The sequence below is a fragment of the Streptomyces antarcticus genome (assembly GCF_026627255.1).
Taxonomy (GTDB): domain Bacteria; phylum Actinomycetota; class Actinomycetes; order Streptomycetales; family Streptomycetaceae; genus Streptomyces; species Streptomyces antarcticus.
The window spans coordinates 35298-58542 of sequence record NZ_JAPNLM010000012.1 but is presented as its reverse complement, the minus strand read 5'-3'; the positions used below and the strand labels follow the sequence as shown (position 1 = coordinate 58542).

Annotated in this window: 19 protein-coding genes; 4 read left to right on the top strand and 15 right to left on the bottom strand. The window is 65.8% G+C overall.

All coding sequences use genetic code 11. The features are described from left to right. Positions 1 to 25: 25 nt before the first annotated feature. Positions 26 to 1411, bottom strand: a complete 1386-nt coding sequence (locus OTB16_RS19340; protein ID WP_267721497.1) for a serine hydrolase domain-containing protein — start codon at positions 1409 to 1411, stop codon at positions 26 to 28. 310 nt (positions 1412 to 1721) lie between these two features. Continuing rightward, entirely contained in the window at positions 1722 to 2102 is a 381-nt protein-coding gene (locus tag OTB16_RS19335; protein WP_267721496.1) for a hypothetical protein, read from the bottom strand. A gap of 431 nt (positions 2103 to 2533) precedes the next feature. Between OTB16_RS19335 and OTB16_RS19330 the strand changes: the two genes are divergently transcribed. After that, positions 2534 to 2749 (top strand): hypothetical protein, encoded by a 216-nt coding sequence (locus tag OTB16_RS19330; RefSeq protein WP_267721495.1) that lies wholly within the window; start codon positions 2534 to 2536, stop codon positions 2747 to 2749. A 204-nt stretch (positions 2750 to 2953) separates the two neighbouring features. Here the strand turns inward: OTB16_RS19330 and OTB16_RS19325 are convergent, their stop codons facing one another. From OTB16_RS19325 to dnaB, 9 genes are all read right to left on the bottom strand, one after another. Continuing rightward, on the bottom strand, positions 2954 to 3265 hold the full coding sequence (locus OTB16_RS19325) for a M48 metallopeptidase family protein (protein ID WP_267721494.1): 312 nt from the start codon (positions 3263 to 3265) through the stop codon (positions 2954 to 2956). Continuing rightward, positions 3265 to 6207 carry a type I restriction endonuclease subunit R gene (locus OTB16_RS19320; RefSeq protein WP_267721493.1) on the bottom strand — a complete coding sequence of 981 codons (2943 nt, stop codon included), beginning with the start codon at positions 6205 to 6207 and terminating at the stop codon, positions 3265 to 3267. The genes OTB16_RS19325 and OTB16_RS19320 overlap by 1 nt, the downstream gene beginning before the upstream one ends. Further along, positions 6204 to 7409 carry a restriction endonuclease subunit S gene (locus OTB16_RS19315; RefSeq protein ID WP_267721492.1) on the bottom strand — a complete coding sequence of 402 codons (1206 nt, stop codon included), beginning with the start codon at positions 7407 to 7409 and terminating at the stop codon, positions 6204 to 6206. Before OTB16_RS19315 ends, OTB16_RS19320 begins: the two co-directional genes overlap by 4 nt. Further along, the gene (locus tag OTB16_RS19310) at positions 7406 to 9232 is read right to left on the bottom strand and encodes an N-6 DNA methylase (RefSeq protein ID WP_267721491.1); all 1827 of its coding nucleotides are present in this window, start codon (positions 9230 to 9232) and stop codon (positions 7406 to 7408) included. Before OTB16_RS19310 ends, OTB16_RS19315 begins: the two co-directional genes overlap by 4 nt. A 191-nt stretch (positions 9233 to 9423) precedes the next feature. Then, on the bottom strand, positions 9424 to 12066 hold the full coding sequence (locus OTB16_RS19305) for a TniQ family protein (RefSeq protein WP_267721490.1): 2643 nt from the start codon (positions 12064 to 12066) through the stop codon (positions 9424 to 9426). After that, positions 12063 to 13181 carry an AAA family ATPase gene (locus OTB16_RS19300; RefSeq protein ID WP_267721489.1) on the bottom strand — a complete coding sequence of 373 codons (1119 nt, stop codon included), beginning with the start codon at positions 13179 to 13181 and terminating at the stop codon, positions 12063 to 12065. The genes OTB16_RS19305 and OTB16_RS19300 overlap by 4 nt, the downstream gene beginning before the upstream one ends. Beyond that, positions 13178 to 15313 carry a helix-turn-helix domain-containing protein gene (locus OTB16_RS19295; protein ID WP_267721487.1) on the bottom strand — a complete coding sequence of 712 codons (2136 nt, stop codon included), beginning with the start codon at positions 15311 to 15313 and terminating at the stop codon, positions 13178 to 13180. Before OTB16_RS19295 ends, OTB16_RS19300 begins: the two co-directional genes overlap by 4 nt. Continuing rightward, the gene (locus OTB16_RS19290) at positions 15310 to 16029 is read right to left on the bottom strand and encodes a TnsA-like heteromeric transposase endonuclease subunit (protein ID WP_267721486.1); all 720 of its coding nucleotides are present in this window, start codon (positions 16027 to 16029) and stop codon (positions 15310 to 15312) included. The genes OTB16_RS19295 and OTB16_RS19290 overlap by 4 nt, the downstream gene beginning before the upstream one ends. Positions 16030 to 16228: 199 nt before the next feature. After that, positions 16229 to 17722, bottom strand: coding sequence for a replicative DNA helicase (gene dnaB, locus OTB16_RS19285; RefSeq protein WP_267721670.1), 1494 nt, complete (start codon positions 17720 to 17722; stop codon positions 16229 to 16231). A 440-nt stretch (positions 17723 to 18162) separates the two neighbouring features. Here dnaB and OTB16_RS19280 point away from each other — a divergent pair, with 440 nt between their 5' ends. Then, positions 18163 to 19500 (top strand): MATE family efflux transporter, encoded by a 1338-nt coding sequence (locus OTB16_RS19280; protein WP_267721484.1) that lies wholly within the window; start codon positions 18163 to 18165, stop codon positions 19498 to 19500. 151 nt (positions 19501 to 19651) lie between these two features. On the opposite strand, the gene rplI is transcribed toward OTB16_RS19280, so the two are convergent. The 4 genes from rplI to rpsF form a co-directional block, all read right to left on the bottom strand. After that, positions 19652 to 20098, bottom strand: a complete 447-nt coding sequence (gene rplI / locus OTB16_RS19275) for a 50S ribosomal protein L9 (RefSeq protein WP_069921086.1) — start codon at positions 20096 to 20098, stop codon at positions 19652 to 19654. An 18-nt stretch (positions 20099 to 20116) separates the two neighbouring features. Continuing rightward, positions 20117 to 20353 (bottom strand): 30S ribosomal protein S18, encoded by a 237-nt coding sequence (gene rpsR / locus OTB16_RS19270; RefSeq protein ID WP_005315025.1) that lies wholly within the window; start codon positions 20351 to 20353, stop codon positions 20117 to 20119. Positions 20354 to 20396: 43 nt separating this feature from the next. Next, positions 20397 to 20999: a single-stranded DNA-binding protein gene (locus tag OTB16_RS19265; protein WP_267721468.1), complete on the bottom strand. Its 603-nt coding sequence runs from the start codon at positions 20997 to 20999 to the stop codon at positions 20397 to 20399. A gap of 72 nt (positions 21000 to 21071) precedes the next feature. Then, on the bottom strand, positions 21072 to 21362 hold the full coding sequence (gene rpsF / locus OTB16_RS19260; RefSeq protein ID WP_267721467.1) for a 30S ribosomal protein S6: 291 nt from the start codon (positions 21360 to 21362) through the stop codon (positions 21072 to 21074). 251 nt (positions 21363 to 21613) lie between these two features. Between rpsF and OTB16_RS19255 the strand changes: the two genes are divergently transcribed. Continuing rightward, positions 21614 to 21928, top strand: coding sequence for a hypothetical protein (locus OTB16_RS19255; protein ID WP_267721466.1), 315 nt, complete (start codon positions 21614 to 21616; stop codon positions 21926 to 21928). A 132-nt stretch (positions 21929 to 22060) separates the two neighbouring features. Continuing rightward, positions 22061 to 23179, top strand: coding sequence for a lipid II:glycine glycyltransferase FemX (locus tag OTB16_RS19250; protein WP_267721465.1), 1119 nt, complete (start codon positions 22061 to 22063; stop codon positions 23177 to 23179). Positions 23180 to 23245: the final 66 nt, after the last annotated feature.

Below are 23245 nucleotides of genomic sequence, written 5' to 3'. Positions count from 1 at the left end.
AGGGGCCGCGTCCCGGCCGGGACCGTCAGCCGATGCCCCGCCAGCCCTGCGGGTCCACCCCGCCGGGCACCGGGGCCTGGGCGTCGTACGGCTCCCGCGTGAACACGAACGACGCGAGATCGAGGTGGCCGACCGACCCGTCGTCACGCCGCACCGCCCGCAGCGTCTCCCCGGCGTAGTAGCCGGACAACCCCGTCCAGCTGCCGTCCGCTTCCGCCCGGAAGCGTGCGGCCCGCCCGGTGGCTCCGAGCGGTCCCAGCTCCAGTGCCCCGTCCGCCTTCAGCCGCACCACGTGGGCCGACGTTCCCCAGTACCAGGGCCCGCACAGCTCCAGCGCCACCGGGTCGGCCTCGCGGAACGGCTGCCACGGTTCCGGGAACCTCGGCTCCGCGGCCGCCACGATCGCCACCAGCTCCGCGGCCACCGTCGAGGTCGGCAGGCCCGACGTGCAGTTCGCCAGCACCACCGCCGCCACGTCGTCCGCCTCGCTCACCCACAGCGCCGCGAGGAACCCCGGCAGCGAGCCCCCGTGCCCCGCCAGGCGACGCCCGCCGTCGACCGTCAGCTGCACACCCAGCCCGTAACCGGACTCGGCGATGCCCGGCTCCGGGGGCGAGGCCGGCGTACGCATCTCCCGGACGGTCCGCTCACCGAGCACCCGCTCGTCGCCCCGCAGCAGGAAACCGGCGAACCGTGCCAAGTCCCGTGTGGTCGACCACAACTGACCGGCCGGCGCCATCAGCCCGAGGTCCTCCAGCGGCTCCGGCATCATCACGTCCGCCCACGGGTGCACCGCCCAGCCGCCGGCGTGGGGGGCCTGCGGCGCCCCACTCGTACGGTCCAGTCCGAGCGGCTCCAGCACCTCGGCCCGCAGCACCTCCTCCCACGGCCTCCCCCGCAGCGCCTCGACGAGCGAACCCAGCAGCGTGTAACCCGTGTTCGAGTAGTGGAACCGGCGCCCCGGCGCGTGCCGGAACGGCTCCTCGCCCAGGACGTCGGCCAGCTCCGGCCGCGCCGACCCGGGCGTACGCTCCCACCACTCGCCGGGCGTCTCCGCCGCCAAGCCGCCGGTGTGGGCCAGCAACTGGGCGATCGTCACCTCACCGGCCCTGGTACCGGGCAGGTGCTTCTCCAGGGGATCGGCGAGGTCCAGCAGCCCCTCGTCCCGCAGCCTCATCACGAGGACCGCCGTGAACGTCTTGCTGATGGACCCGATCCGGTACTGGACGTTCCCGTCCGGACCATGGCCGGGTACGGAGGTCCGAGAGCCCTCCCAGACCACCACCCCGCCCCGCGCGACGGCGGCCGACACGGAGGGGGCGCGGCCCTCGCTCTGCGCGACGGCGATCCGGTGGCTCAGCGCGCGCCGGGTGGCGGGAAGAAGGTCCAGGTCCTCGGAGAGCTCATCCATGATCGTGCGGTTTCTCCGGTTCAGTGTCATGACGTGACATGTGTGACCAGCAATTCACCGGCTGGTCTCCCTCACCGGTCTTGAGCGTCGTCATGCGCCGCTCCTTCGGCCAGCGGACCAAGCGCATCCGTAGTGCGTCGCCCAGGTGGGCCCCGCATTGTAGGTTCTCGCTTTCGGTGTCATATCGCGACGCTGTGACCTGCGGGTCTTGGCGTTGTCTCACGCGGGTTGGCCAGGGCTCTGTCTCACGGCCGTGTCATTTCCTCGTGGCCCTCCCTGATCCCTGCCTGCGGCCGGGCCCTCTTCAGGGTCATCCAAAGAGCAGTTCGACGTTGGAGTCGACGCAGATCTTCAATACGGCCACGAGCTGTCGGGCGTCCTCGATGTGCCGCGTGAGAGCGGGGTCACTTTCCGCGGTCTCCCACTCCATGATGATCTCGGCCAGCCGGGGCAGGATCCTGGCACAGTCGGCGGCGGATAGATCGCCGTCATCGTCGGGGTGGTCGAGCAGGGGCTCAAGCGTCGTCGAGATCTCGCTCCATTCCCGGTCCCCACCGAAGCCCCACATGTCCGGCAGTGCGAACCCCTCAGCCTGCGCCAAGCGCTGGCGAAAGGCCTTGAAACCCGAGTAGGACCAGCTGATGTCCGGGCTGGTGAGGTCACCGTCCCCAGGGAACAGACACAATCCCACGAAGCCTCCTCGATCGAGACTTCATGATCGAGCCGGCGGGGCGGGTGCGGCAAATGACTATCCGCCCCAGCAGGCGATCACGACAGCTGGGCTGTGATCTGCCGGCGGACAAGCCGTCTGCAGCGACACCGCTGCCACAGACGCCCAGGAACACTCTTCAACCCCGCCACCGTGCCCACGAAAGCTGACCGTCGCTTCCATCCCCACTCCCGAGTTGGAGTTGCCCCCCGGCAGCACGATGCTCCCGCCCAACACGCCGACGGGAGCACACCAGCAACGCTTTCACTCGAATGAGGTACGGCAGCGACCTGCGAATCTCAGCTTGGTGTCGGATCCGACTTCCATCCGACATCGAGCGTGAGATTCCGACACGAAATTTGAGACCCTACATGTTTGTAGGTTCTCCGGTTCATTGGCATGCGGTGACTTCCGTGGACCAGAAGTTCTTCGGGTTGTCTCAGGCCGCCGCGGATGGGTTCAGTCTCAGCTTCATGTCATTTCCTCCGCTGGCTATGCCGGCAGGGCAGTGGCCCTCCACCGGGACTTGTGCCCCCGCACCAGGCTTCCTGCGCCTGCTGGATGAGCATGCGTCGCTCTATCGCCAGGGCACCGACTGGGACCGCACGAGCACCGCCGCTCCTCTCTGACCCACTCGCCAAACAGGTGCCTCGCTGAATACTCAAGGCGAGGTCCCGGCACAGGAAGCGCCGCTCATCACCAGCATCACCGGTCACTCTGCAGCTACTCAGGTTCGCCAGCCGCAGACGCCCGCCACCATCCTGTGAGGACTCTGGCGGACGGCTGGCCTTCGTATGAGGTACCGTCCGCCGGCCCGCTGGCGGATGCCCTGGTCACTTGATTGCGTGGTGGCTCTTGTGCTCCAGCTCACGCCAGTTCGGAACGAGCGCTGACAACATGGCGTGGAAGCGCTTGCCGTGCGTGCGATAGCGCAGATGCAGCAGCTCATGAACGATGACGTAGTCCTGGAAGGCCTTATCGGTCTCAGCTAGCTCGTCTGCGAAGATCACCACGCCGTCGCTAGTACACGCGCCCCACTTCTTAGGCATCTCGGCGATATCCACGCGCTTCGGGTTGACCTTTAGCCGGAGCGCCCACGCCATCGCGCGACGCCTGAGCTGCTGGTCTGGATAGAGCGAGGACATCAGTTTCCTACCGTCTGTTCAAGCAGCTGCATGATCTGCTCCACCACCGTACGACGCTGCTCACCGGGAAGCTTGATCACCGGTTTGTAGAGGTTCAGTCGGAGGCGACGCTGCTCATCGGGGTTCTCCAGCCAGTTAGGGAACTTATCAAGCAGAGTCTCCACATCCCGAGCCACGGCCAGCGTATCGAGGCCAGTCTCGGTGAGATCCTCATCGCGACCGAGCTGCCAGTGGACGGCGAAGCCGACATCGCTCAGGCCGCTGTCCTGAGCCGCCTTTCGGGCTGCTTCCTTTTCGCCGACCAGCGCCGCGATCTCGTCCATAGCGGCCATGCCGGTTATCTTGCGCTCTTCCAGGTTCTTGATCACTTGGTCCGCTCGCTCCTTGAGAGCACGTAGCACCACGGCCCTAGCCGGGTCCTCGTCCATCTCCTTGCGTAGTCCCCGGAGCAGGTTGTAGACCTTCCCCTCCTCGGGCCCGTCCTCACCCTTGAGCGACTCCAGGGCGGCAACGTCGAAGGTGACGACCTTGGCAATGCGGCCCAACCCTTCCTGCTCCGCGCTGCTCTCTATGAGCCGGCGGGTTTTGTACTCCAGGTCACCGAGGAAGCTGCCGGTCTCCGAGTATGCGTTGCGCACCGCGGCGTAGAGCTGGCTGAGGCGCTTGTAAGTCGCGATGTAGTCGCGGAGCTCGGCCGAGGGCGACAGGATCTCCCAGAGAGCCTCGACGTCCTTGTAGTCCTCGAAGAACGTCTTGCGAGCGTCGGGATCAATGAACCGGCCGTAGACCACCTTCTCCAGCTGCTGGTCCGGGCTGTCCTTTGCTTCGACCTGGAGGTAGTTCTCTGCAGCCTGGGTGATCCGCAGATGGAGGTCCTCCATCATGATCTCCAGGTCCTCGATCGACCCGCCGATGTCGGCAGAATCGAAACACAAGGCCTTCTGGAGCTCGCGCAGCACTCCGACAAAGTCAACGACCAGGCCGACGCGCTTCTGAACACCCTCGGCGTCGACGTAAGGCCGGTTGACCCGAGCAATAGCCTGGAGCAACACATGGTCGCGCATAGGTTTGTCGAGGTACATCGAGTAGAGCACTGGGGCGTCGTAGCCTGTGAGTAGTTTGTCGGTGACAATAAGGATTTTGGGCTGATCGGCGGGCTTCTTGAAGGCCTTGCGTACCTCCTGCTCGCGAGCCTCCGAGAGCTGCAGCTCGGCCACCTTCGGTCGATCGACAGCGTCCGAAGGGTTGCTGCTGTAGACAACTTCCGACCACTCCGGCGGCAGGTGCCGGTCAAGGGCCACCTTGTACTTGGCACAGGTCGCGCGGTCGACGGCAACCAGGAAGGCCTTGTAGTGTAGCGGGTCGACGTTTTCACAGAAGTGGCGCGCGACGAACTGGGCCACCTGCTCGACACGGTCGTCAGCGCTGAGGAAAGCACGGATACCGACCGCCCGGTCGAGCACCCGGTTCAGCTCCTCGACGTCCGTGACGTCCTCACCCTCCGCTAGAGCGAAAAACTCCTCATCGAGCTGCTCTGCCGGGATAATCATATTGGACGGCGCCATCATGTAGCGGATGGGAAGCGTCGTGCCGTCCTCGATCGACTCCTGGATGGAGTACTTGTCGAGGTAGCCGTCCTCGTCCTGCGTGCCGAAGATCTGGAATGACCCAGAACCGCCCTTAACACTGCCGACTGGCGTTCCGGTGAATCCGATGATCGTCGCCGCGGGGAGCGCCGCCATTAGGTAGCTGCCCAGATCCTTGGCGACCGAGCGGTGCGCCTCGTCGATGAAAACGTAGAAGTTGTCGCGAGGAGAGCTGTCCTTCTTGATCTCTTCGAACTTCTGGACCATCGAGATGATCAGGCCGCGGAAGTCGGCGTCGAGCAGCTCCTGAAGCTCAGACTTGGAGTTCGCCCTGCGTACAGCTATGTCGTTGGCCTGCATCTCCCCCAGCAAGCGGTCGACCCACTCTCGCAGCTGACCCTCCAACTCACTGCGGTCGACCACCAGGATGACGGTGCCATTGTTAAATCGACCCTTGTCCTCAAGGACCAGACGAGCTGCGATGAGCAGCGTGAACGTCTTGCCAGATCCCTGTGTGTGCCAGATAAGGCCACGGGTCTTCTCGGGGTCTGCGCAGCGGCCCACAATCTTGTCGATGGCCCGGCACTGGTGCTCGCGCAGCACCGACTTCCTCGTCTCACCGTCTTCGACGTAGAAGAGGATCCAGTGCTGCAGAGTGCGCAGGAAATCGGTCGGCTCGAAGAAAGCCTGGACGGCGAATCGATACTCTTCGTCGGGAGTCTGCTTCCACTTGGAGATGAATCGCCGGTTGACGTTCCAGGTAACTCCATACCAGTAGTCGAGTAGATGCGTGACGTTGAACAGCTGAGGCGCGGCTAGCAGCTCGGGCGTTTCCAGCTGGTAGCGACGCAACTGCTTCACTGCCCGGTCGAGCGCTCCCCCGTCCTTGGGGTTCTTGTGCTCGACGACCGCCACCGGCAGCCCGTTGATCACGAACATGACGTCAGCACGGTTGCCCTTACGTGCCAGCGGCTCGATTTTCCATTCCCATGTCACGACAAAGGAGTTGCTGCCCGGGTTATCGAAGTCGACGACCCGAATTGGACGGTGGCGCCTTTCCGCCTCGTCGTACCACTGGCGCTCGCCACGGATCCAGGCAAGGACATCTCGATTACCCTCAATGGTCGGCGGCAGCGCCTCGATGGTGTCGACGATGGCCCGGGACTGGTCATCACTCAGCCACGGATTGAACTCCAGGAGCTTCGCCTCGAGATCATCGCGGAATAGCATGTTCGCGCGTCCGTGGCGCTTGGCCTCGGCCTCCTGCTGCGTCAGGGGCGTCCATCCGATCTCGACCACGTGCTTCACCATCGGAAACTGGACGGTATAGCCCTCGGAGATCTTGAGCGTCGTCATTCAGCGTTCCCCTCGGGCAGCAGACCAATCGGGACGAACAGGTCGTCGACCGTGATATTTCCGGTCATCAGGTCGTGGAGCATGCGGTCAAACAGTTCCTTGAGAAGCTCCAGCTTGGCGCGCTGCAACTCACGATTCTGGTCAATCGTCTTAAGCAGCGCCGCGATCTCCTGCTGTTGGTTAAGGTCACGGGGGTACGCGATCGGAATCGTCCGTACAATATCGAGGCTGAGGTTCTGCTGCTGGCCACCGTGCGCCCGGGCGCGGATGTTCTCGTATTGCCACTCGAGGAAGTAGTAGAGGTAGTCAGGGGCGACGCTCCCGTCAGGGCAGCGGAGAGCGGCGCAGGCCTGGTTACAAGTTGCCTCGGTCCCAAGTTTGCCAACTTTCCCGCGCGTGACTCCTTGGCCGTACATAGCGAGCAGCAGCGTGCCGGCAGGAAAGAGCTTGACGCTCGTTTCTTTCAGGGCAGCAACCGTGATGTGTTCAGAGGTCTCTGTGATCGTCGAGTACGACACCTCGGCCGTCTTCACCCACGGAATGGTGCCACCATCCCAGTACCGCGAGTCACGGCGGGACGGGGTCCCACCAGTCTGCACGGTGTGCGAGTCACCGAGTTCCTCGACGACCCAACCCTCCGGAACCTGGCCGAACTCCGTTTCCTTCTGGGGCTCGCCACGCACACCACGGGCAAACAACTCATGGAGAGCGACACCCTTGAGCTCCTTGAGAGTGGCAGCCTTTCGCTCCTGAAGGCGAATACCGTCTTCGACCTGCTTCAGCGCCTGAGCGATCCGTACCTGGTCGGACTGTTCCGGTACGGGTACCAACTGCTCCTTTAGAATTGTGAAGTGGCGGTTGTACCCGCGGCTCTCCAAGTTGATCGAACGGAGAGCGTAGAAGAAGAACAGCGGGTCGATGCCCAAGCGCGGCTTGAGGATCTGGGTACCGTCAGCACCACGCACGAAAGGCGTGTCGATGTACTTCAGCGTGCGGGAGTGGTCGCCGAAGACGATCAACGGCAACTGCTCGTCGATGACGCCGTCTTCACCGTCAGTCCAACCTGCGATGTCGGCCTGGCTCTGATCGATGATTGGGTACTTACCTGACTGCTTGTAGGAGCTCGTCGGAAGCTTGACGCGGGGCAGGGTGATCCGCTGTAGGCACGCTTCGACGGTCTCCGTCTTCCAGTTGCCGGTCATGCCTTGACCTCCGCGAGCGGACGTAGCGCGACGAGCATCTGAGCGGTCAAGTCGTTGTCCTGGTCGTGGAGCAGTTGTAGCTCGCCAAGCAACTCGGCGATGGTGCGATGCTCCCGGTCATCGGCCCGACGTACCCACCGACTTGGACTCAGGTTGTAATCGGCCTCCACGATGTCCCCAAGGTCAACTACGGCGACCTCGCCGTCGACGGGCTCACCCGCGGTGAAGAGCGTAGTCAGCTCCTTGATGTCCTCCTCGCTGAGGTGGTTCTTGGGCTTGCCCTTGATGTAGCGGCGGCTGGCGTTGATCAGGACGACCTTGTTCTTGCGGCTGGCCGGCTTGCGCTTGTTGAGCACAATGATCAGGCCTGCGGCCGACGTGTTGTAGAAGAGGTTCTCCGGGAGGAGGATTACGCCTTCGACCAGATCACAATCGACGAACCACTTCCGGACGTTGCGCTCCTTGTCCTCGTTCTTAGCACCGGAACCGCGGGTGGCTGCACCGGTGTCGAGGACAACCGCAGCGCGCCCACCGTCATTCATCGTGGCAATGGTGTGCTGTAGCCATGACCAGTCGCCCCTGCCTGACGTTGCGCCGCCCGACTTCATGAATCGGTCGAACGGGTCGTCGGTGAACAGCCCTGGGTCGAAGGGCTGGTTCCACATCGGGTTCGCCACCACGATGTCGAAGCGCTTCAGAGAACCGGAGGCATCCCGGAATTTGGGATTGATCATGGTGTCACCGCGCTGCAGGTCGACGTCCATGTCGTGAATGATCGTGTTCATCCGGGCCACGGCGTAGCTCTCGGCCTGGAGCTCCTGGCCGTACATCTTGAGCGGCACCTTGCCGGTCGGGTCAAGCTCCCTAGCGACGAGCTGTAGCTTGATCAGGAGCCCACCTGATCCGCAGGCGTAGTCGTGACAGGTATCTCCCGGCCTAGGACGGAGGATGTTGGCCATCAGGAAGCCGACCTCGGTCGGCGTGAAGAACTCGCCAGCACTCTGGCCAGAGCCCTCAGCAAACTTCCGCAGGAGGTATTCGTAGGCCCGCCCCAGGAAGTCGGGCTGCACATCAGCCAGGCCAAGGCGGTAGCGCGGGTCGGAAAAGGTTTCGACGACCCCGCGCAGCTTGGCCGGGTTAATGTCCCGCTCGCCGTTGCGCTCGGCGGCGAAGTCGACGATGTCGATAACACCCGGAAGATCCGGGTTGTGCCGCACCACGCCGCGCACTGCCTTGGTGAGATGTTCCCCGATGTCCCGGGGGACCGTCGACCGGCCACGCTCATCGACTGGCCAGTCGAACATCGAGCGCCCACTGATCACGCTCCAACGGGCCTCGGGCGGGATATAGAAGCGCAGCAGGCTGTGGTCGGACTCCGCAATCTCCAAAGCGACGGCAGGGTCACCAAACTCCTCTGCCAGGCGGGCAATCTCGTCGTCGAAGACGTCGGAGAGCCGCTTCAAGAACAGCAACGGCAGGAGGTAGTCCTTGAACCTCGGAGCGTCCTTCTCGCCGCGGATGGAGCAAGCGGCATCCCAGAGCATCTGTTCCATGGGCTTGGTGCTGTTAGCAGCGGCCACCCGGCCACGCCGGCGAGTGGGTGCTGGGACTGCGGTCGCGTCGATGTCGTCGACGTCGACCCCGGCCTCAGCCGCTACCTCGAGGATGCGTGCCATCGGGGCCCTCTGCGGCGCGCTGCTCCCACCCTCCCAGCGGTTGACGGTCGCGAAAGAGACGCCGAGCTTCTCCGCTAGGCCTGCCTGGGTGAGATCAAGGTTGGCCCGGATGGTGCGCAGTGTCGCGGGCACGTCTACAGATGTCATGTTTGCTATATTTGTGATGTGACATCACAAAGTCAAGAGCCGTGCCGAGTTTGGCTAGAACCACAATGGCTTCCAGCGGTTCTGTCGGGAACTGGTTGGGAACCAGGGCTGGTCCATGGGCTGCGAAGCTCAGGAACTGGCGACATGTAGAACAACATCGGCTCGCAGTTCGAGGCGGCTGACGCTCAGCATCAGGGCTGACACGCCCTGATGCTGACGACTGCTACGACCTTCTTGCCGAAGGGGGTCAGTTTCATGGCCCGACCACGTTCCGCACGCTCAAGCAGAGTCTTCCCGAGGTCCCGTTCCAAGCGGTTGATCTGGATCACCAGGGTCGGCTGGTTGATGCCGAGGGCTTGGGCCGCCCCGCCGATTGTGGGATAGGACGCTGCGGCCGCAAACCGTTCGAGTCGCTGCCAGGCATAGGGACTGGTGAGGGCCTTGCGCAGAATCGCTGGGGTGCGGGCCGCCTGCTCGGTGACGCGTAGTGCGATGTCGTGGCTTCCACCGCCGCGGGGCCGGAGGGGGATCTTGTGCATGTGCGCCCAGCGGGCAATGTTTGCGATACTCATGCCCGCCTCTCGGGCGATGTCCGGCAGGGTCCGTCGTCGGACGACGTACTGCTCCATGAGCCATTCCCGCTCGATGGTTCCGCGGGGCTTGTAGTCCTGCGGTCCGGCGCGAAGCGCGATGCCGTACTCCATCGCCAGTTCGGTCAGCACCGGGCGGGAGAAGCCCATGAGGTCAGCGATCTGTTGAAGTGAGCGGTGTTCGTCAAGGTAGAGGCGGGTGAAGGTCTCCTTCGGCACCTCCTGGCGGGCCTTAAAGCGTGTGTGGCCCGTCGCCCTGGCCGCAGTCTTCGTCGGGGGGAGTGCGGGAGCCGGCTGTTCGTCCAGGACGAGTCGGATGGCCTCGACACTCGTGGTGAAGAGTTCGGCTGCGTGCTGAATTGGATTCTTGCGCTGGCGGACGAGCTGGTGAAGGCGTGGAACATCGATCTGATCCGGGTCAGGGCCGGGAAGGTCGAGTCCGGTCAGCAGAGTCAGGGGCGGCTGCCACGTGACCGGTTCGTCGTGGATGCGGTGACCAACGAGGAAGTTTCGAGCTTCTTCCATCAGTGCCTGGGCCAGCTCGGGAGTCTGCCGGGCGGCATAGCGGACGCTCTCGGCCCGGAACTGGGCTTCGTTGCCGGGGACATAACCGGGAGCGAACTCGGCGGGAAGGCCGCTGATGCGTTGGAAGAGCTGGCAGCGGACGACCGTCTCTCGGCGGCCGGTGCCGGGTGACGTGCCGGTGCTGCGGCAGATCTCTCGCCAGCGTTCGTGTGGCAGCAGCTCGGTGTAGTCCAAGCGGCGCCGCCGCTGGTAGTCGATGGGGACATCGGTGGCATCGAGGTGATCGCCCAGCTGAACGAGGGCGGTGACCATGGCCGACCAGTACGGCTGATCGTCCAGCAGTTGGAGAACGCGCGAGATGTCGATGCCGTCGGTGACCGCTCCGAGGTGCTCGGCCGCGTCCTCAAGGGTGATCCTGCTACCGGTGATCAGCAGCGAGGCAGCCAGCACGGGAGCGAGGACGCGGGGATAGATCCCGTCGGATGGAGTGAGCCGCACGGCCCAGGAAGGCCAGAAGATGCTGGGAATCTTCCGGGCCCGCCGTGTCTCATCGCGGCCCGTCGTCGGGCGGCGCGGCATGTGCGTGACCGTGCGATAACGGAGCTGTTCGCTGGGACGAAGCGTGGGGGCGAGGGCTGCCAGGTTCACTCCTTGCAGGACAGGGGTCAGGCCCCGTCCCCAGCTATCGATACTGCTGGCGCTGATCTGCCAGAGCTCCTCGCGCATCGCCTCCAGCAGGCCCCTAATCGCCTCGCCGGCCCGGTGGAAGTCGCTCTGTTCGAGAACGTGCAGGGCGGTGATTACCGCGACAGCCGTGCTTGCGGCTCGCGGTGGGGCCATGAAGCCGGGCCTGTCATTTGCTCGCAGAGCGAGCCGGGAGCCCAGCTCAATGGCGAAATGCTCCTCGGCAATGTCCGCCGGCACCAGGTTCCTGATGTCGGGTGCCGGAAGATCTGCCAGCACCCGCCCGCCGATTGCGCGGACATCAGCCAATGCCGCCTGGGATGGCTGTGGACTGATCGCGTAGGGGCCGAAGGCTGCCGTGCCGGTCCCGATGACGTCCAGCAGCCGCTCCTGGGCCGTGAACGCGGGATGCCCGACGTGCAGCTGGAGCGTACGGGTCTGGGTCAGATCGAATCCGCAGCCGCTTGTTCGAGGTCCACCCCGCGCCGCAGGTGGGTTTCCGCAGATCGCTGGCAGAGGGACGACTCGACCGGAGCGGGGCCGCTGTCGTTGAACGCGTCCGCAGTCCGGGCAGCAGTCCGCCATGAGCCTGCCATGGAGGACGCAGGCGTATGACCAGCCCAGCCGCCAGGCCAATTGCCACCGGCCGTCGCTGTCGCGCAGGCAGTCCGGGCAGAACCGGGAGCCACCACCGCGGCCCCAAAGCACCCAGCGGTTGACTTGACGGCGCTCGAAGTTGATGCGGAGAGCCCTCTGGTCATAGTGGGCCAGGGTCATGCTGGTGATCGCCTGCGGGTCGAGTCCGCTCGCGTGCGCGATGGCCATCGTCTCCTGCTCGCTGAGGAGGATCGTCCAGTCCGGCGGGATGCCCTTCAGACGGTTCCCTCGCCGCAGTCGTGCCGGAATCCCGAAGTGCCGCAACACCTCTCCGAGCGGGGTGTGAAGCCGTCGGGCGAGTGCTTCCAGCCAGGAGTCGAGGGCCTCGCCCGGCAGTGGGGCCAGCCGGACGGGAAGGGTTCGGGTGGCCGCAGTCACGCCGCCTTCTTGCGTGCGGTGCGGGGACGGCTGGTCAGGCGCTTTCTCTCCAGGGCGGCTTCGAGTTCCTTGCGGGCCACTTCGGATGCCTCGTCGTTCTTCACGCGATCGAGCAGGTCACGGGTGAGGCATTCGGTGCCGCTGCGGACGGCTCGCTGGCAGCCGCGGTTGATTAGTGTCATCAGGGAGCCGATGTGGCCGGTGCTGCGGGCGAAGAGGTAGTCGGAGAGGTCGTCTGCGAGCATGCCGGGCTGCTTGTCCGCCAGGACGACGCGCTGTTCGAGTGCCAGCAGCATCTGCCGCCATTCCCGTCGTCCTGCCTCGGACTCGATCGTGAAGGGGCGCATGCCCAGCCGGGTGGTGCGGCGCCCGGTCTGAGCCAGTGCCGTATCCCGCCTGGTGTCGCCCTCGCTGAACAGGCCCTTATCGGCGAGGCCCACGCCGATCATCACGAGCGTCACGGGGAACTCGTTGGCGATCCACTTGAGGTGGTTGCTGACCTCAATGCCGTTCTTCTGGTTCCACTTCAAAAAGTGGAGATCATCAAGCGCGAGCAGGCGGACCTCGCAGGACATCACGCAGTCCAGGGCCCGCTGACCGAACTGCGCGGTGGTACCTCGGTTCCGTCCGGGGTGGCCGAAGAACTCCAGCAGGGATCGGTTGAGGTCCTTCATCCCGGTATTGCCGGTCAGCCCGACCCGGCAGACTGGGAGGCGCTCATGCCCTTGGTCGGTGAACAGGCCCCGCTCGGCGATCTCCCTGCGATGGAACTCCCGGAGGAAGGCCAGCACCGAGGTGGTCTTCCCGAGTCCGGGGAAAGCATCGACCGCCACGGCGCCTTTGGCCTTGTCGCCGTCCTGAACGTTGCTGTCGACGATGTCCCACAAGTCCTCGTGCAGTTCCGCCAGCTGAGGCGTCTTGATCGGCCCCAGGTTGGCATGCCACTCCCTCAGCAACCGGTCACGCTCGCCTCTCGCCTCTTCGCTCAGGGCCTTCACCTGGCGGCGGGTCAACAGTTCAGGCTGTATCCGACGCGGGGTCTCGGCGAACGCCTTCCAGTCCTCCTTTCGCGAGAGCGCCAGACTGCCCAAGCCCGGCGGGCCGGCCGCGCTCACGCGTCCTCCAGAGCGTCCGTGTAGAAACCGTCCTCGGCAGAGAGATCTTCCAGATCGGCCTCGTCGTCATCGCCCATCTCGACCGACTTCGGCGGGAGTTCTTCCGAAGGCCCCTCCGGGTCTGCGGCCTGCCCAAGGGCTTTGCGTACTGAAGGAAGGGAGACGACGGTCTCCTCCGCGGTCTGGGGAAGTTCGATGGCAGCTTGTTCACGCGAGAGCCGCAAGACCATGCGCCGTTCCACGAGGCTCGTGCCCAGCCCGAGGTTCCAGCGCTCCAGCAGATCTGCGACGGCGAGGCGGTCGTCGGGATAGCGGTATTTCGAAGCCGCCAGCTGCCGGGCGAAGGCCAGCGCGTCCTCGCTCAGCGGCATCCGCGCCGACGGCGCGTGTTCCCAGGTCAGGGTGTGCCAGTCACGGGTCGTGGGGTTACGGAAGTAGATCCGGGCGATGTCGTCAGGGTCCACCTGGAACGGCCAGCCGTTCTTGACTGGACCGTCGTAGGGACTGCGAATACCCGCCTCGGGCAGGCCGGGCCCGCTATAGCGGCGGCGGTCGATCTCGACGCCGTAGTGCTGGATCGTGCGCCACTTCGTCTGCAGGAACTCAAAGCCAAGATCCCGGTCCCGGGGTGCTTCGATATAGCCGGCCCTGGCCATCCCGTGCTCGAACATCTTCGCCGGGGACATCCTCAGCCCCGGCAGACCCGGGTCGACCAGACTCGCATGCGGCCGACAGTGGTAGACCGTCGCGGTCCACTCCCGGACGATCGCCTCCAGTTCGTCGAGGAAGAAGAACGCGTCGCCCTCCGGACTCTCGCCCCGGGAATGGATGTCGGGGCCCTTGTAGCCCGGCAGAGCTTGCAAGAGCCCCTCGCGCAGGGTGCGGAAATAGCGCTCAACCGGCCCTTTATCCCGTCCCGTTCGAAGCCGTGCGGGCTGAATCGAAATGCCCATCCGACGGCAGACGCTGGTCAGGTACTCCGAGACGTAGACCTTGCCGTGGTCCACGACCAGGGTCTCTGGGACCAGAGGAGGTGACGCGAGCCCCGGACCCACGGCCCCCTCAACATCGACCAGCACGGTGCGGGGAATGCCGTGCTCGGGCCAGACCGCATGCCGCGGCCAGTCCTTCCCCGCCGGCCGGGGCCGGAACGACTGGAAGAGCACCGCGCTGACGTCCACCGCCTTCGTGGAGACTGGCGTGAGCCGGATCCCGACGATGCAGCGGGTGTACCAGTCCATCGCGGCCGTCAGCTCGGCCTGGACCCACGTGAGCGTGAACGGATCGAACGCGAACACATCGAGCCGAGTCGAGTCCATCAGCACGTACTCACCCGGCCGCGTTGGCCGCAGCTTCCCGTACGGGCCCTCCGGCCGATCGGCGATATCCCGGTTGCGTTTCGTGCTCAGCCGGAACAACGGATGCCGCCGCTCCAACTCCACCAGCAGCCGAAACGCCGTCGCCCGACTCGGCTGCGGCACCACCTCCGGCCCGAACCGGGCTATCACCCGGGCCCGGGTCCGCTCGATCACCATCGTGCGCGAGGGCTTCGACTCCCCGGTGTGCTCGACCATCACCTCCAGCGCGGTCTCCACCCACCGGTCATCGAGCCCGACCTGCGACTTCCGAGCTGGTCCCCTTTTGGGTGCGAGCCCGGCCTCGCCATGCTCCCGGAATTCCGCAACCCACCGCTTCAACGTGCGCGTGCCCACTCCGAGCTCTGCGGCCTTCGTCGTGTACCGGGTTTCCGCAGACAACGCGGGTGAGTACTCGGGCCTGGGCTCATCGTCGCGTGCGAGTTCTGGGGTGCCGGACCGGTAGCCCGTCAGGACCTCGCGGACGTGTTCGGCTCGGTCATGGAGCTTCCGCCGCTCTGCGTCGTTCAGCTGCCCAAGCATCACTGAGGCGATCTCTTCCGGATCGTCTGCCGCTGGGCCGGGGGCGTCGGGAATGATGACCGCGCGATCGGAGAACAGCAGCTCGTTCAGGGACAGGCGCAGCATCCGTCCCCGGCCGTCCTTCAGGGCCACTTCGTTGCCCACCGTGGTGGGGACCATCTCCACCACCTCGAGGGTCTCCCCGTCGTAGCGGAAACGCGTACCGACTCCGACCCGGGCCCCGGCCCTGCTCATGACGCCGTCCGCAACACCCGGGAAGGGCTGATCGGTTGGCCAAGGTCTGTGACGAGGCGGCCTGTCCAGAGCAGGTGGTGAACCGCGGACCGCACATGCGGCTCCGCACGGCCGGGAAAACGGCCCGGGACCTGCCCCAACGGGGTTCCATCGAGGTCAGCGCCCAGGAGCTCGTCCAGAAGGTCGAGGCTGAACAGCCAGTTCCTGCGATAGCCGGCCAGGAAACGGATGTTCTCCAGCTGTGCCGTCGGCGGCTCGCTCGACACCTCGTACTGCCAGCCCCGCGACTCCACCACCCGTCGAGTCCAGTCGAAGGTGAAGGCCACATCGGGCTTGGACAACCGGTGCAGCGGCTTGACGTCCACGACCATCGGCCCCTGCTCGGTGATCAGCAGGTAGTCCGGGATGTGCTTGCGGAGCTTCCCGTCCACTTCAGCTTTCAGCAGGAAGGGCTGAGCCACGATGGACCGCACGGCGGGATCGAAATCGGCGAAGAGCAGCCTCGCCAATTCCAGGCGCGACTCGTAGATCACATGCTCGCGGACCGTCGCAGACCAGTAGATGCCGGAGTAATGCTTCTGCCCCTTGTACCAGCGGAAAGTCCGCCACGGAGCAGCCGACTCCAAGAGCTCGACTGGCACCGTACGCCAAGCCCGCTCTTCGACGCACTCACCGCTTCGACGACGAAAGCTCACGGTCACAAACGCTTCGTCCATCACGTACCCCCAGCCCACAGGCAATCGCCCGTACAGCCAAGGTGTCAGCGCTACGTCCCTCGACAGGCCCAACCAAAATCTCCGTCACCCGAAAGGACGAATGCCCCATCAGGGAGTCTCACAACAGCGGCATAAATGCCACCGTTGTGCCATCGCGGCTGAGACTGTGCCACGAAATTTGAGACCCTACACATCGGCGCTACGTGTTGGCCATGTCCACGAATCTCGAATAGTGGCCCTGGAATGCCACCGTGATCGTCGCCGTCGGACCGTTTCGGTGCTTCGCCACGATCAGGTCCGCCTCACCGGCGCGCGGAGATTCCTTCTCGTAGGCGTCCTCACGGTGTAGCAGGATCACCATGTCGGCATCCTGTTCGATCGATCCGGATTCACGCAGGTCGGAGACCATCGGCTTCTTGTCGGTGCGCTGTTCCGGTCCACGGTTCAGCTGGGAGAGCGCGATCACGGGGACCTCGAGCTCCTTCGCCAGCAGCTTGAGGTTTCGGGACATGTCCGAGACTTCCTGCTGTCGGCTCTCGGGGCGGCGCGAGCCGCCCGACTGCATCAGCTGGAGGTAGTCGATGACGACGAGCGAGAGGTCGCTGCGCTGCTTGAGCCGACGGCACTTCGCCCGGATCTCCATCATCGACAGGTTCGGGGAGTCGTCGATGTACAGCGGGGCGGCCGAAACGTCCGGCATCCGGCGGGCCAGCCGGGTCCAGTCGTCGTCCGTCATCGTTCCCGAGCGCATGTGGTGGAGCGCCACGCGGGCCTCTGCCGAAAGCAGGCGCATCGCGATCTCGTTGCGCCCCATCTCGAGGGAGAAGATCACGCTCGGCAGATTGCTCTTGATCGAACAGGCCCGCGCGAAGTCCAGGGCGAGCGTCGACTTGCCCATCGCGGGACGGGCGGCGATGACGATCATCTGGCCCGGGTGCAGGCCGTTGGTCAGCGAGTCCAGGTCCGTGAAGCCGGTCGGAACTCCGGACATCTGGCCGCTGCGGGAGCCGATCGCCTCGATCTCGTCGAGTGCGCCTTCCATGATGTCGCCGAGCGGCAGGTAGTCCTCGGACGTCCGCTGCTCGGTGACGGCGTAGATCTCGGCCTGGGCACTGTTGACGATCTCGTCGACGTCGCCGTCGGCCGCGTACCCCATCTGCGTGATCTTCGTGCCGGCGGCCACCAGTCGGCGCAGAACGGCCCTCTCGTGGACGATCTCGGCGTAGTACTCGGCGTTCGCCGCAGTCGGCACGGACTGCACCAGCGTGTGCAGGTACGAGGCCCCGCCGACCTTGCTGATCTCGCCACGCCGGGTCAGTTCGGCGCCGACGGTGATCGGGTCGGCCGGCTCGCCCTTGGCGTACAGGTCGAGGATGGCCTGGTAGATCGTCTCGTGCGAGGGCCGGTAGAAGTCGTGGCCCTTGATGACCTCGACGACGTCGGCGATCGCATCCTTGGAGAGCAGCATGCCGCCGAGCACCGACTGCTCGGCGTCGAGGTCCTGCGGAGGGACGCGCTCGAAGCCGCCCCCGCCTCCGCCTCCGCCCCCGCCGTCGTCCCAGGAGCCGTTCTCGCGGCCCCGATCGCGCTGTTCGTCCCCGCGGCCGCGGCCTTCGCCGCTGCGGCGCGAGCGGGCGGGCAGACGGTCACCTGGACCGCTGTCGGCCCAAGGGTCGTCCGTGGGCTCGGGCATGCTCACCGGACCACCTCCTCCCGTCCGCAACGCGGACCTCGCCGTGTCACTCTTTCTACGACACGGCTCTGACATTTGGGGCACCCGGATCGGCTGTCGGCGAGTCGGGTAACGCACCACGGTAGGGCCGGGAGCGGCGTCAGCCAATCTTGTTATCCACAGGCTGTGTGGATGAGATGTGGACGACGGGGCCAATGCTGTGGGTAACTCCCCGGAAGCTGTGCACGGACCGGGGGACGACGCTGTGGACAAAATCACCCGCCCCACCCCACTACCCGCATTGACCTGCGCTTTCTTCATCCGGAGCCAGGTCGGGGGAAAAATCTTCGCCACTGTCTCAAGATCGCCCCCAACGGGGTGGAAAGAACTCCCAAGTCAGCGCATCGGTAAGGATCCAAGGACCCTTGCATCCATTACCTGTGGAAGATTAGATTGAGCGCATGACACAGGCCCCCGCCGCGCCGAAGGCCGCACCGAGACGACACGACCGGGAGATCTTCGCTCTCGCCGTGCCCGCCTTCGGCGCACTCGTCGCCGAACCCCTCTTCCTGATGGCCGACAGCGCCATCGTGGGGCACCTCGGCACCCCCCAGCTGGCCGGCCTGGGCATCGCCGCCGCTCTGCTGACCACCGCCGTGAGCATCTTCGTCTTCCTCGCCTACGCCACCACCGCGGCCGTATCCCGTCGGGTGGGGGCGGGCGACCTGAGGGCTGCGATCCGGCAGGGCATGGACGGCATCTGGCTCGCCCTCCTGCTCGGTGCCGCCGTCATCGTCGTGGTCCTCCCCGCCGCACCCTGGCTGGTATCGGTCTTCGGCGCCTCCGATGCCGTCGCCCCGCATGCCATTACCTATCTGAGGATCTCCGCGCTCGGCATCCCGGCCATGCTCATGGTCTTGGCCGCCACCGGTGTCCTCCGCGGCCTCCAGGACACCCGCACCCCGCTCTACGTCGCCATCGGCGGCTTCGCCCTCAACGGGATCCTGAACGTTGCCCTCGTCTACGGCGCGGACCTCGGCATCGCCGGCTCCGCATGGGGCACCGTCATCGCCCAGTGCGCCATGGCCGCCGCCTACCTCGTGGTCGTCGTACGCGGAGCACGTCGCCATGACGCTTCGCTGCGCCCTGACGCCGCCGGTATCCGGGCCTGCGCCAAGGCCGGAGCCCCGCTGCTGGTCCGGACCCTGTCCCTGCGCGCCGTACTGCTGATCGCGACCGCCGTCGCCGCGCGGCTCGGCGACGCCGACATCGCGGCGCACCAGATCCTGCTATCCCTGTGGAGCCTGCTCGCCTTCGCCCTGGACGCCATCGCCATCGCGGGGCAGGCCATCATCGGCCGCTACCTCGGCGCGGGGGACACCGCGGGTGCCAAGGCGGTCTGCCGTCGCATGGTCCAGTGGGGGGTCGCCTCGGGCTTCATCCTCGGCCTGCTCGTCGTCCTAGCCCGCCCGGTGTTCGTCCCCCTGTTCACCAGCGATCCGGCGGTCGAGGACGCGTTGCTGCCGGCACTGCTGGTGGTGGCCGTCTCCCAGCCGGTATCCGGCATCGTCTTCGTCCTCGACGGGGTACTGATGGGCGCCGGAGACGGCCGCTACCTGGCCTGGGCCATGCTGCTGACGCTGGCGGTCTTCACCCCGGCCGCGCTGCTCGTCCCCGCCATGGGCGGCGGTCTGACGACACTCTGGTGGGCCATGACGCTGATGATGCTGGTCCGCATGGTCACCCTCCAGCTCCGGGCACGATCGGGCCGTTGGCTGGTCGCGGGAGCCACCCGCTAGAGCGGTGTTTCACGTGAAACGAGGCGCGGTCTTAGTTTCACGTGAAACGAGCGCCGCTGTTTCACGTGAAACCCCTGCGCCGTCACCGGACGGCTCCGGACACGGCGAAGGGCCGCACCCCAGATGGGGTGCGGCCCTTCGCGCGCAGCCCTTAGGCGGCGACGACCTCGATGCCCACGTTCGCGGCCACGTCAGCGTGCAGACGCACGGAGACCTGGTACGAACCGAGGGTCTTGATCGGGGAGCCCAGCTCGACGCGGCGCTTGTCGACCTTCGGGCCGCCCGAGGACTCGATCGCCGTGGCGATGTCAGCCGGGGTAACGGAACCGAAGAGACGACCGGCGTCACCCGCGCGGGTGGCCAGACGGACCTTCACGCCCTCGAGCTTGGCCTTGAACTCGTTGGCCTGCTCGATGGTCGCGATCTCGTGGATCTTGCGGGCGCGGCGGATCTGCGCCACGTCCTTCTCGCCACCCTTGGTCCAGCGGATCGCGAAACCACGCGGGACCAGGTAGTTGCGAGCGTAACCGTCCTTGACGTCGACGACATCGCCGGCGGCACCGAGGCCAGAGACCTCGTGGGTAAGGATGATCTTCATTAGTCGGTCACCCTTTCCTTATCGCGCGGTGGACGTGTAGGGCAGCAGTGCCATCTCACGGCTGTTCTTCACAGCCGTGGCGACGTCACGCTGGTGCTGCGTGCAGTTGCCGGTGACGCGGCGGGCACGGATCTTGCCGCGGTCGGAAATGAACTTCCGCAGCATGTTCGTGTCCTTGTAGTCCACGTACGCGGTCTTGTCCTTGCAGAACGCGCAGACCTTCTTCTTAGGCTTGCGCACAGGCGGCTTCGCCATTGTGTCTCTCCTGTGTGATCAAGAAGTGGGGGTGAGAGCCGCCCTAGAAGGGCGGCTCCTCCGAGTAGCCACCGCCGGTGCCGCCAGAGCTTCCGCCCCAACCGCCCCCGCTGCTGCCGCCCTGCGACTGCTGGCCGCCGGCCGGCGCGCTGGACGCCCACGGGTCGTCGGAGGGAGCTCCGCCGCCCTGCGGGGCGCCGCCGCTGGGGGCTCCGCCCCAGTTGCCGCCGCCGCCACCCTGCTGCTGGCCGCCGCCGCCGTATCCACCCTGGCCACCGCGACCCGCGGTCTTGGTGACCTTGGCCGTGGCGTTCTTCAGGCTGGGGCCGACTTCCTCGACGTCCAGCTCGTAGACCGTGCGCTTGACTCCCTCGCGGTCCTCATAGGACCGCTGCTTCAGCCGACCCTGGACGACGACGCGCATGCCCCGCTGAAGGGACTCAGCGACGTTCTCAGCCGCCTGCCGCCAGACCGAGCAGGTCAGGAACAGGCTTTCGCCGTCCTTCCACTCGTTGGTCTGCTTGTCGAAGGTGCGGGGAGTGGACGCGACACGGAACTTCGCGACCGCCGCACCCGAGGGGGTGAAGCGCAGCTCGGGGTCGTCGACGAGATTGCCGACGACCGTGATGACGGTCTCGCCTGCCATGGATGAACCTCTCGGCGGGGATTGCTGCTGGGCTGCTGTGCTACTCGGTCCCGATTACCGCTGAACCGAAGTTCAGTGGGTCTCGGGGCGAAGGACCTTGGTCCGGAGAACCGACTCGTTCAGGTTCATCTGTCGGTCAAGCTCCTTGACGACCGCAGGCTCGGCCTGAAGGTCGATGACCGAGTAGATGCCCTCGGGCTTCTTCTTGATCTCGTAAGCGAGACGACGGCGTCCCCAGGTGTCGACCTTCTCGACCTTTCCGTTGCCCTCACGGACGACGGAAAGGAAGTTCTCGAGCAGCGGGGAGACAGCGCGCTCCTCGAGATCGGGGTCGAGGATGACCATCACTTCGTAGTGACGCATGTGGAACCCACCTCCTTTGGACTCAGCGGCCACGGTCGATCCGTGGCAGGAGGGTCGTGATGCGTACCGCACGGCGTCCGTGAACAGACACCGCGCAGACCGTACAGACTACCCCGTCGACTCCTTCCGGTTGAAATCCGGCACCAGGAGGCCACAATCTGTATCCATCGGGTGTGCTCGGTGCTATGCCCCCGGCCGGTCCGGAGGCAGTCCCGCCGCACCGCTCTGCTTCAGCCAGGAGGTGCCTTCCGATGGCACAGGCAATGCGACGCCAGTCCTCCATCTCGCTCTTCTCGACCGACGGCAAGCCCCATCCGCTGCAGGACACCCTGATGGCGGTCACCCTGGTCCTCGGCGCCGTGGCGTTCGTCACGGCCTTCTTCGACCAGCTGCACCTGATCAGCTCGTGGGCGGGGCTGATCGGGATCCTGACCGGTGCGTACGGACAGTTCATCTCCGTCACGACACGCGAGCGCTTCGCGCTGATCATCGGCCTTGGCGCGTCTGCCTTCGGCTTCTACATGGGGATGGCCCACGGCGGCCTCTTCGGCGGCTGGCTGGGCTGACGGGACGCCTCCGCGACAGGGCGCCGGCCGCGAGCCGGCCCGGGCCCCGGGCCCGTCCCCCAGATGGGTGGCGCCCCTGTCGCAGTAGGCTTCGCGCCATAGCCAGCGAAGCCGCCGGAGGAGACGCCCCGCATGAGCCTGTCCCTGAGGACCATCAGCCGAGAGCAGCATCTGGGTTATCTCCAGAGCCTGCCCTCGGCGAGCCACTGCCAGGTCCCGGCGTGGGCCGACGTGAAGAACGAGTGGCGTTCGGAGAACCTCGGTTGGTTCGACGGCTCCGGCGAACTCGTCGGCGCCGCGCTCGTCTTGTACCGGCAGCTGCCCAAGGTGAAGCGGTACCTCGCGTACCTTCCCGAGGGACCGGTCATCAACTGGTACGCCCCCAACCTGGAGGAGTGGCTCCAGCCGATGCTGGCGCACCTCAAGCAGCAGGGCGCCTTCACCGTGAAGATGGGCCCGCCCGTCGTCATCCGGCGGTGGAACTCGATCGCCATCAAGGCCGGCATCCAGGATCCCGACGTCAAGCGCCTGCGCGACGTGGAGGCCTCGGTGATCGAGCCCCGCGCGTTCGAGGTGTCGGACAAGCTGCGCCGCATGGGCTGGCAGCAGGCCGAGGACGGCGGCGCCGGTTTCGGCGACGTCCAGCCGCGCTACGTCTTCCAGGTGCCCCTGGCCAACCGCTCGCTGGACGACGTTCTCAAGGGCTTCAACCAGCTGTGGCGCCGCAACATCAAGAAGGCCGAGAAGGCCGGTGTCGAGGTCGTCCAGGGCGGCTACGAGGACCTGCCGACCTGGCAGCACCTGTACGAGATCACGGCCGAGCGTGACAAGTTCCGCCCGCGCCCGCTCAGCTACTTCCAGCGCCAGTGGACGGCCCTCAACTCCGAGGACCCCAACCGGATGCGGCTCTACATCGCCACGCACGAGGGGGAGCCCCTCGCCGCCGCCACGATGCTCACCGTCGGCCAGCACGTCTGGTACTCGTACGGCGCGTCCGCCAACCACAAGCGGGAAGTGCGGCCCTCGAACGCGATGCAATGGCGCATGCTGCGCGATTCCTACGCGCTCGGCGCCAGCGTCTACGACCTGCGCGGCATCTCTGACACGCTGGACGAGAACGACCACCTGTTCGGCCTCATCCAGTTCAAGGTCGGCACGGGCGGCGAGGCCGTCGAGTACGTCGGCGAGTGGGACTTCCCGCTCAACAAGGTGCTGCACAAGGCGCTCGACATCTACATGTCGCGCCGCTGACCGCACCTCATCCCCACCCACACCACGCACCGCTGCACCACGCAGCTCCACAGGAGAGGTTCCGGA

Bases quoted from the DNA above. Each gene is read 5' to 3' on its own strand.
- OTB16_RS19315 (WP_267721492.1), bottom strand. From the start codon at position 7,409: ATGACCGGCAACTGGAAGACGGAGACCGTCGAAGCGTGCCTACAGCGG.
- rpsF (WP_267721467.1), bottom strand. From the start codon at position 21,362: ATGCGTCACTACGAAGTGATGGTCATCCTCGACCCCGATCTCGAGGAG.
- dnaB (WP_267721670.1), bottom strand. From the start codon at position 17,722: ATGCCCGAGCCCACGGACGACCCTTGGGCCGACAGCGGTCCAGGTGAC.
- OTB16_RS19310 (WP_267721491.1), bottom strand. From the start codon at position 9,232: ATGACATCTGTAGACGTGCCCGCGACACTGCGCACCATCCGGGCCAAC.
- OTB16_RS19340 (WP_267721497.1), bottom strand. From the start codon at position 1,411: ATGGATGAGCTCTCCGAGGACCTGGACCTTCTTCCCGCCACCCGGCGC.
- OTB16_RS19320 (WP_267721493.1), bottom strand. From the start codon at position 6,207: ATGACGACGCTCAAGATCTCCGAGGGCTATACCGTCCAGTTTCCGATG.
- rplI (WP_069921086.1), bottom strand. From the start codon at position 20,098: ATGAAGATCATCCTTACCCACGAGGTCTCTGGCCTCGGTGCCGCCGGC.
- OTB16_RS19290 (WP_267721486.1), bottom strand. From the start codon at position 16,029: ATGGACGAAGCGTTTGTGACCGTGAGCTTTCGTCGTCGAAGCGGTGAG.
- OTB16_RS19325 (WP_267721494.1), bottom strand. From the start codon at position 3,265: ATGTCCTCGCTCTATCCAGACCAGCAGCTCAGGCGTCGCGCGATGGCG.
- OTB16_RS19265 (WP_267721468.1), bottom strand. From the start codon at position 20,999: ATGGCAGGCGAGACCGTCATCACGGTCGTCGGCAATCTCGTCGACGAC.
- OTB16_RS19250 (WP_267721465.1), top strand. From the start codon at position 22,061: ATGAGCCTGTCCCTGAGGACCATCAGCCGAGAGCAGCATCTGGGTTAT.
- OTB16_RS19280 (WP_267721484.1), top strand. From the start codon at position 18,163: ATGACACAGGCCCCCGCCGCGCCGAAGGCCGCACCGAGACGACACGAC.
- rpsR (WP_005315025.1), bottom strand. From the start codon at position 20,353: ATGGCGAAGCCGCCTGTGCGCAAGCCTAAGAAGAAGGTCTGCGCGTTC.
- OTB16_RS19295 (WP_267721487.1), bottom strand. From the start codon at position 15,313: ATGAGCAGGGCCGGGGCCCGGGTCGGAGTCGGTACGCGTTTCCGCTAC.
- OTB16_RS19255 (WP_267721466.1), top strand. From the start codon at position 21,614: ATGGCACAGGCAATGCGACGCCAGTCCTCCATCTCGCTCTTCTCGACC.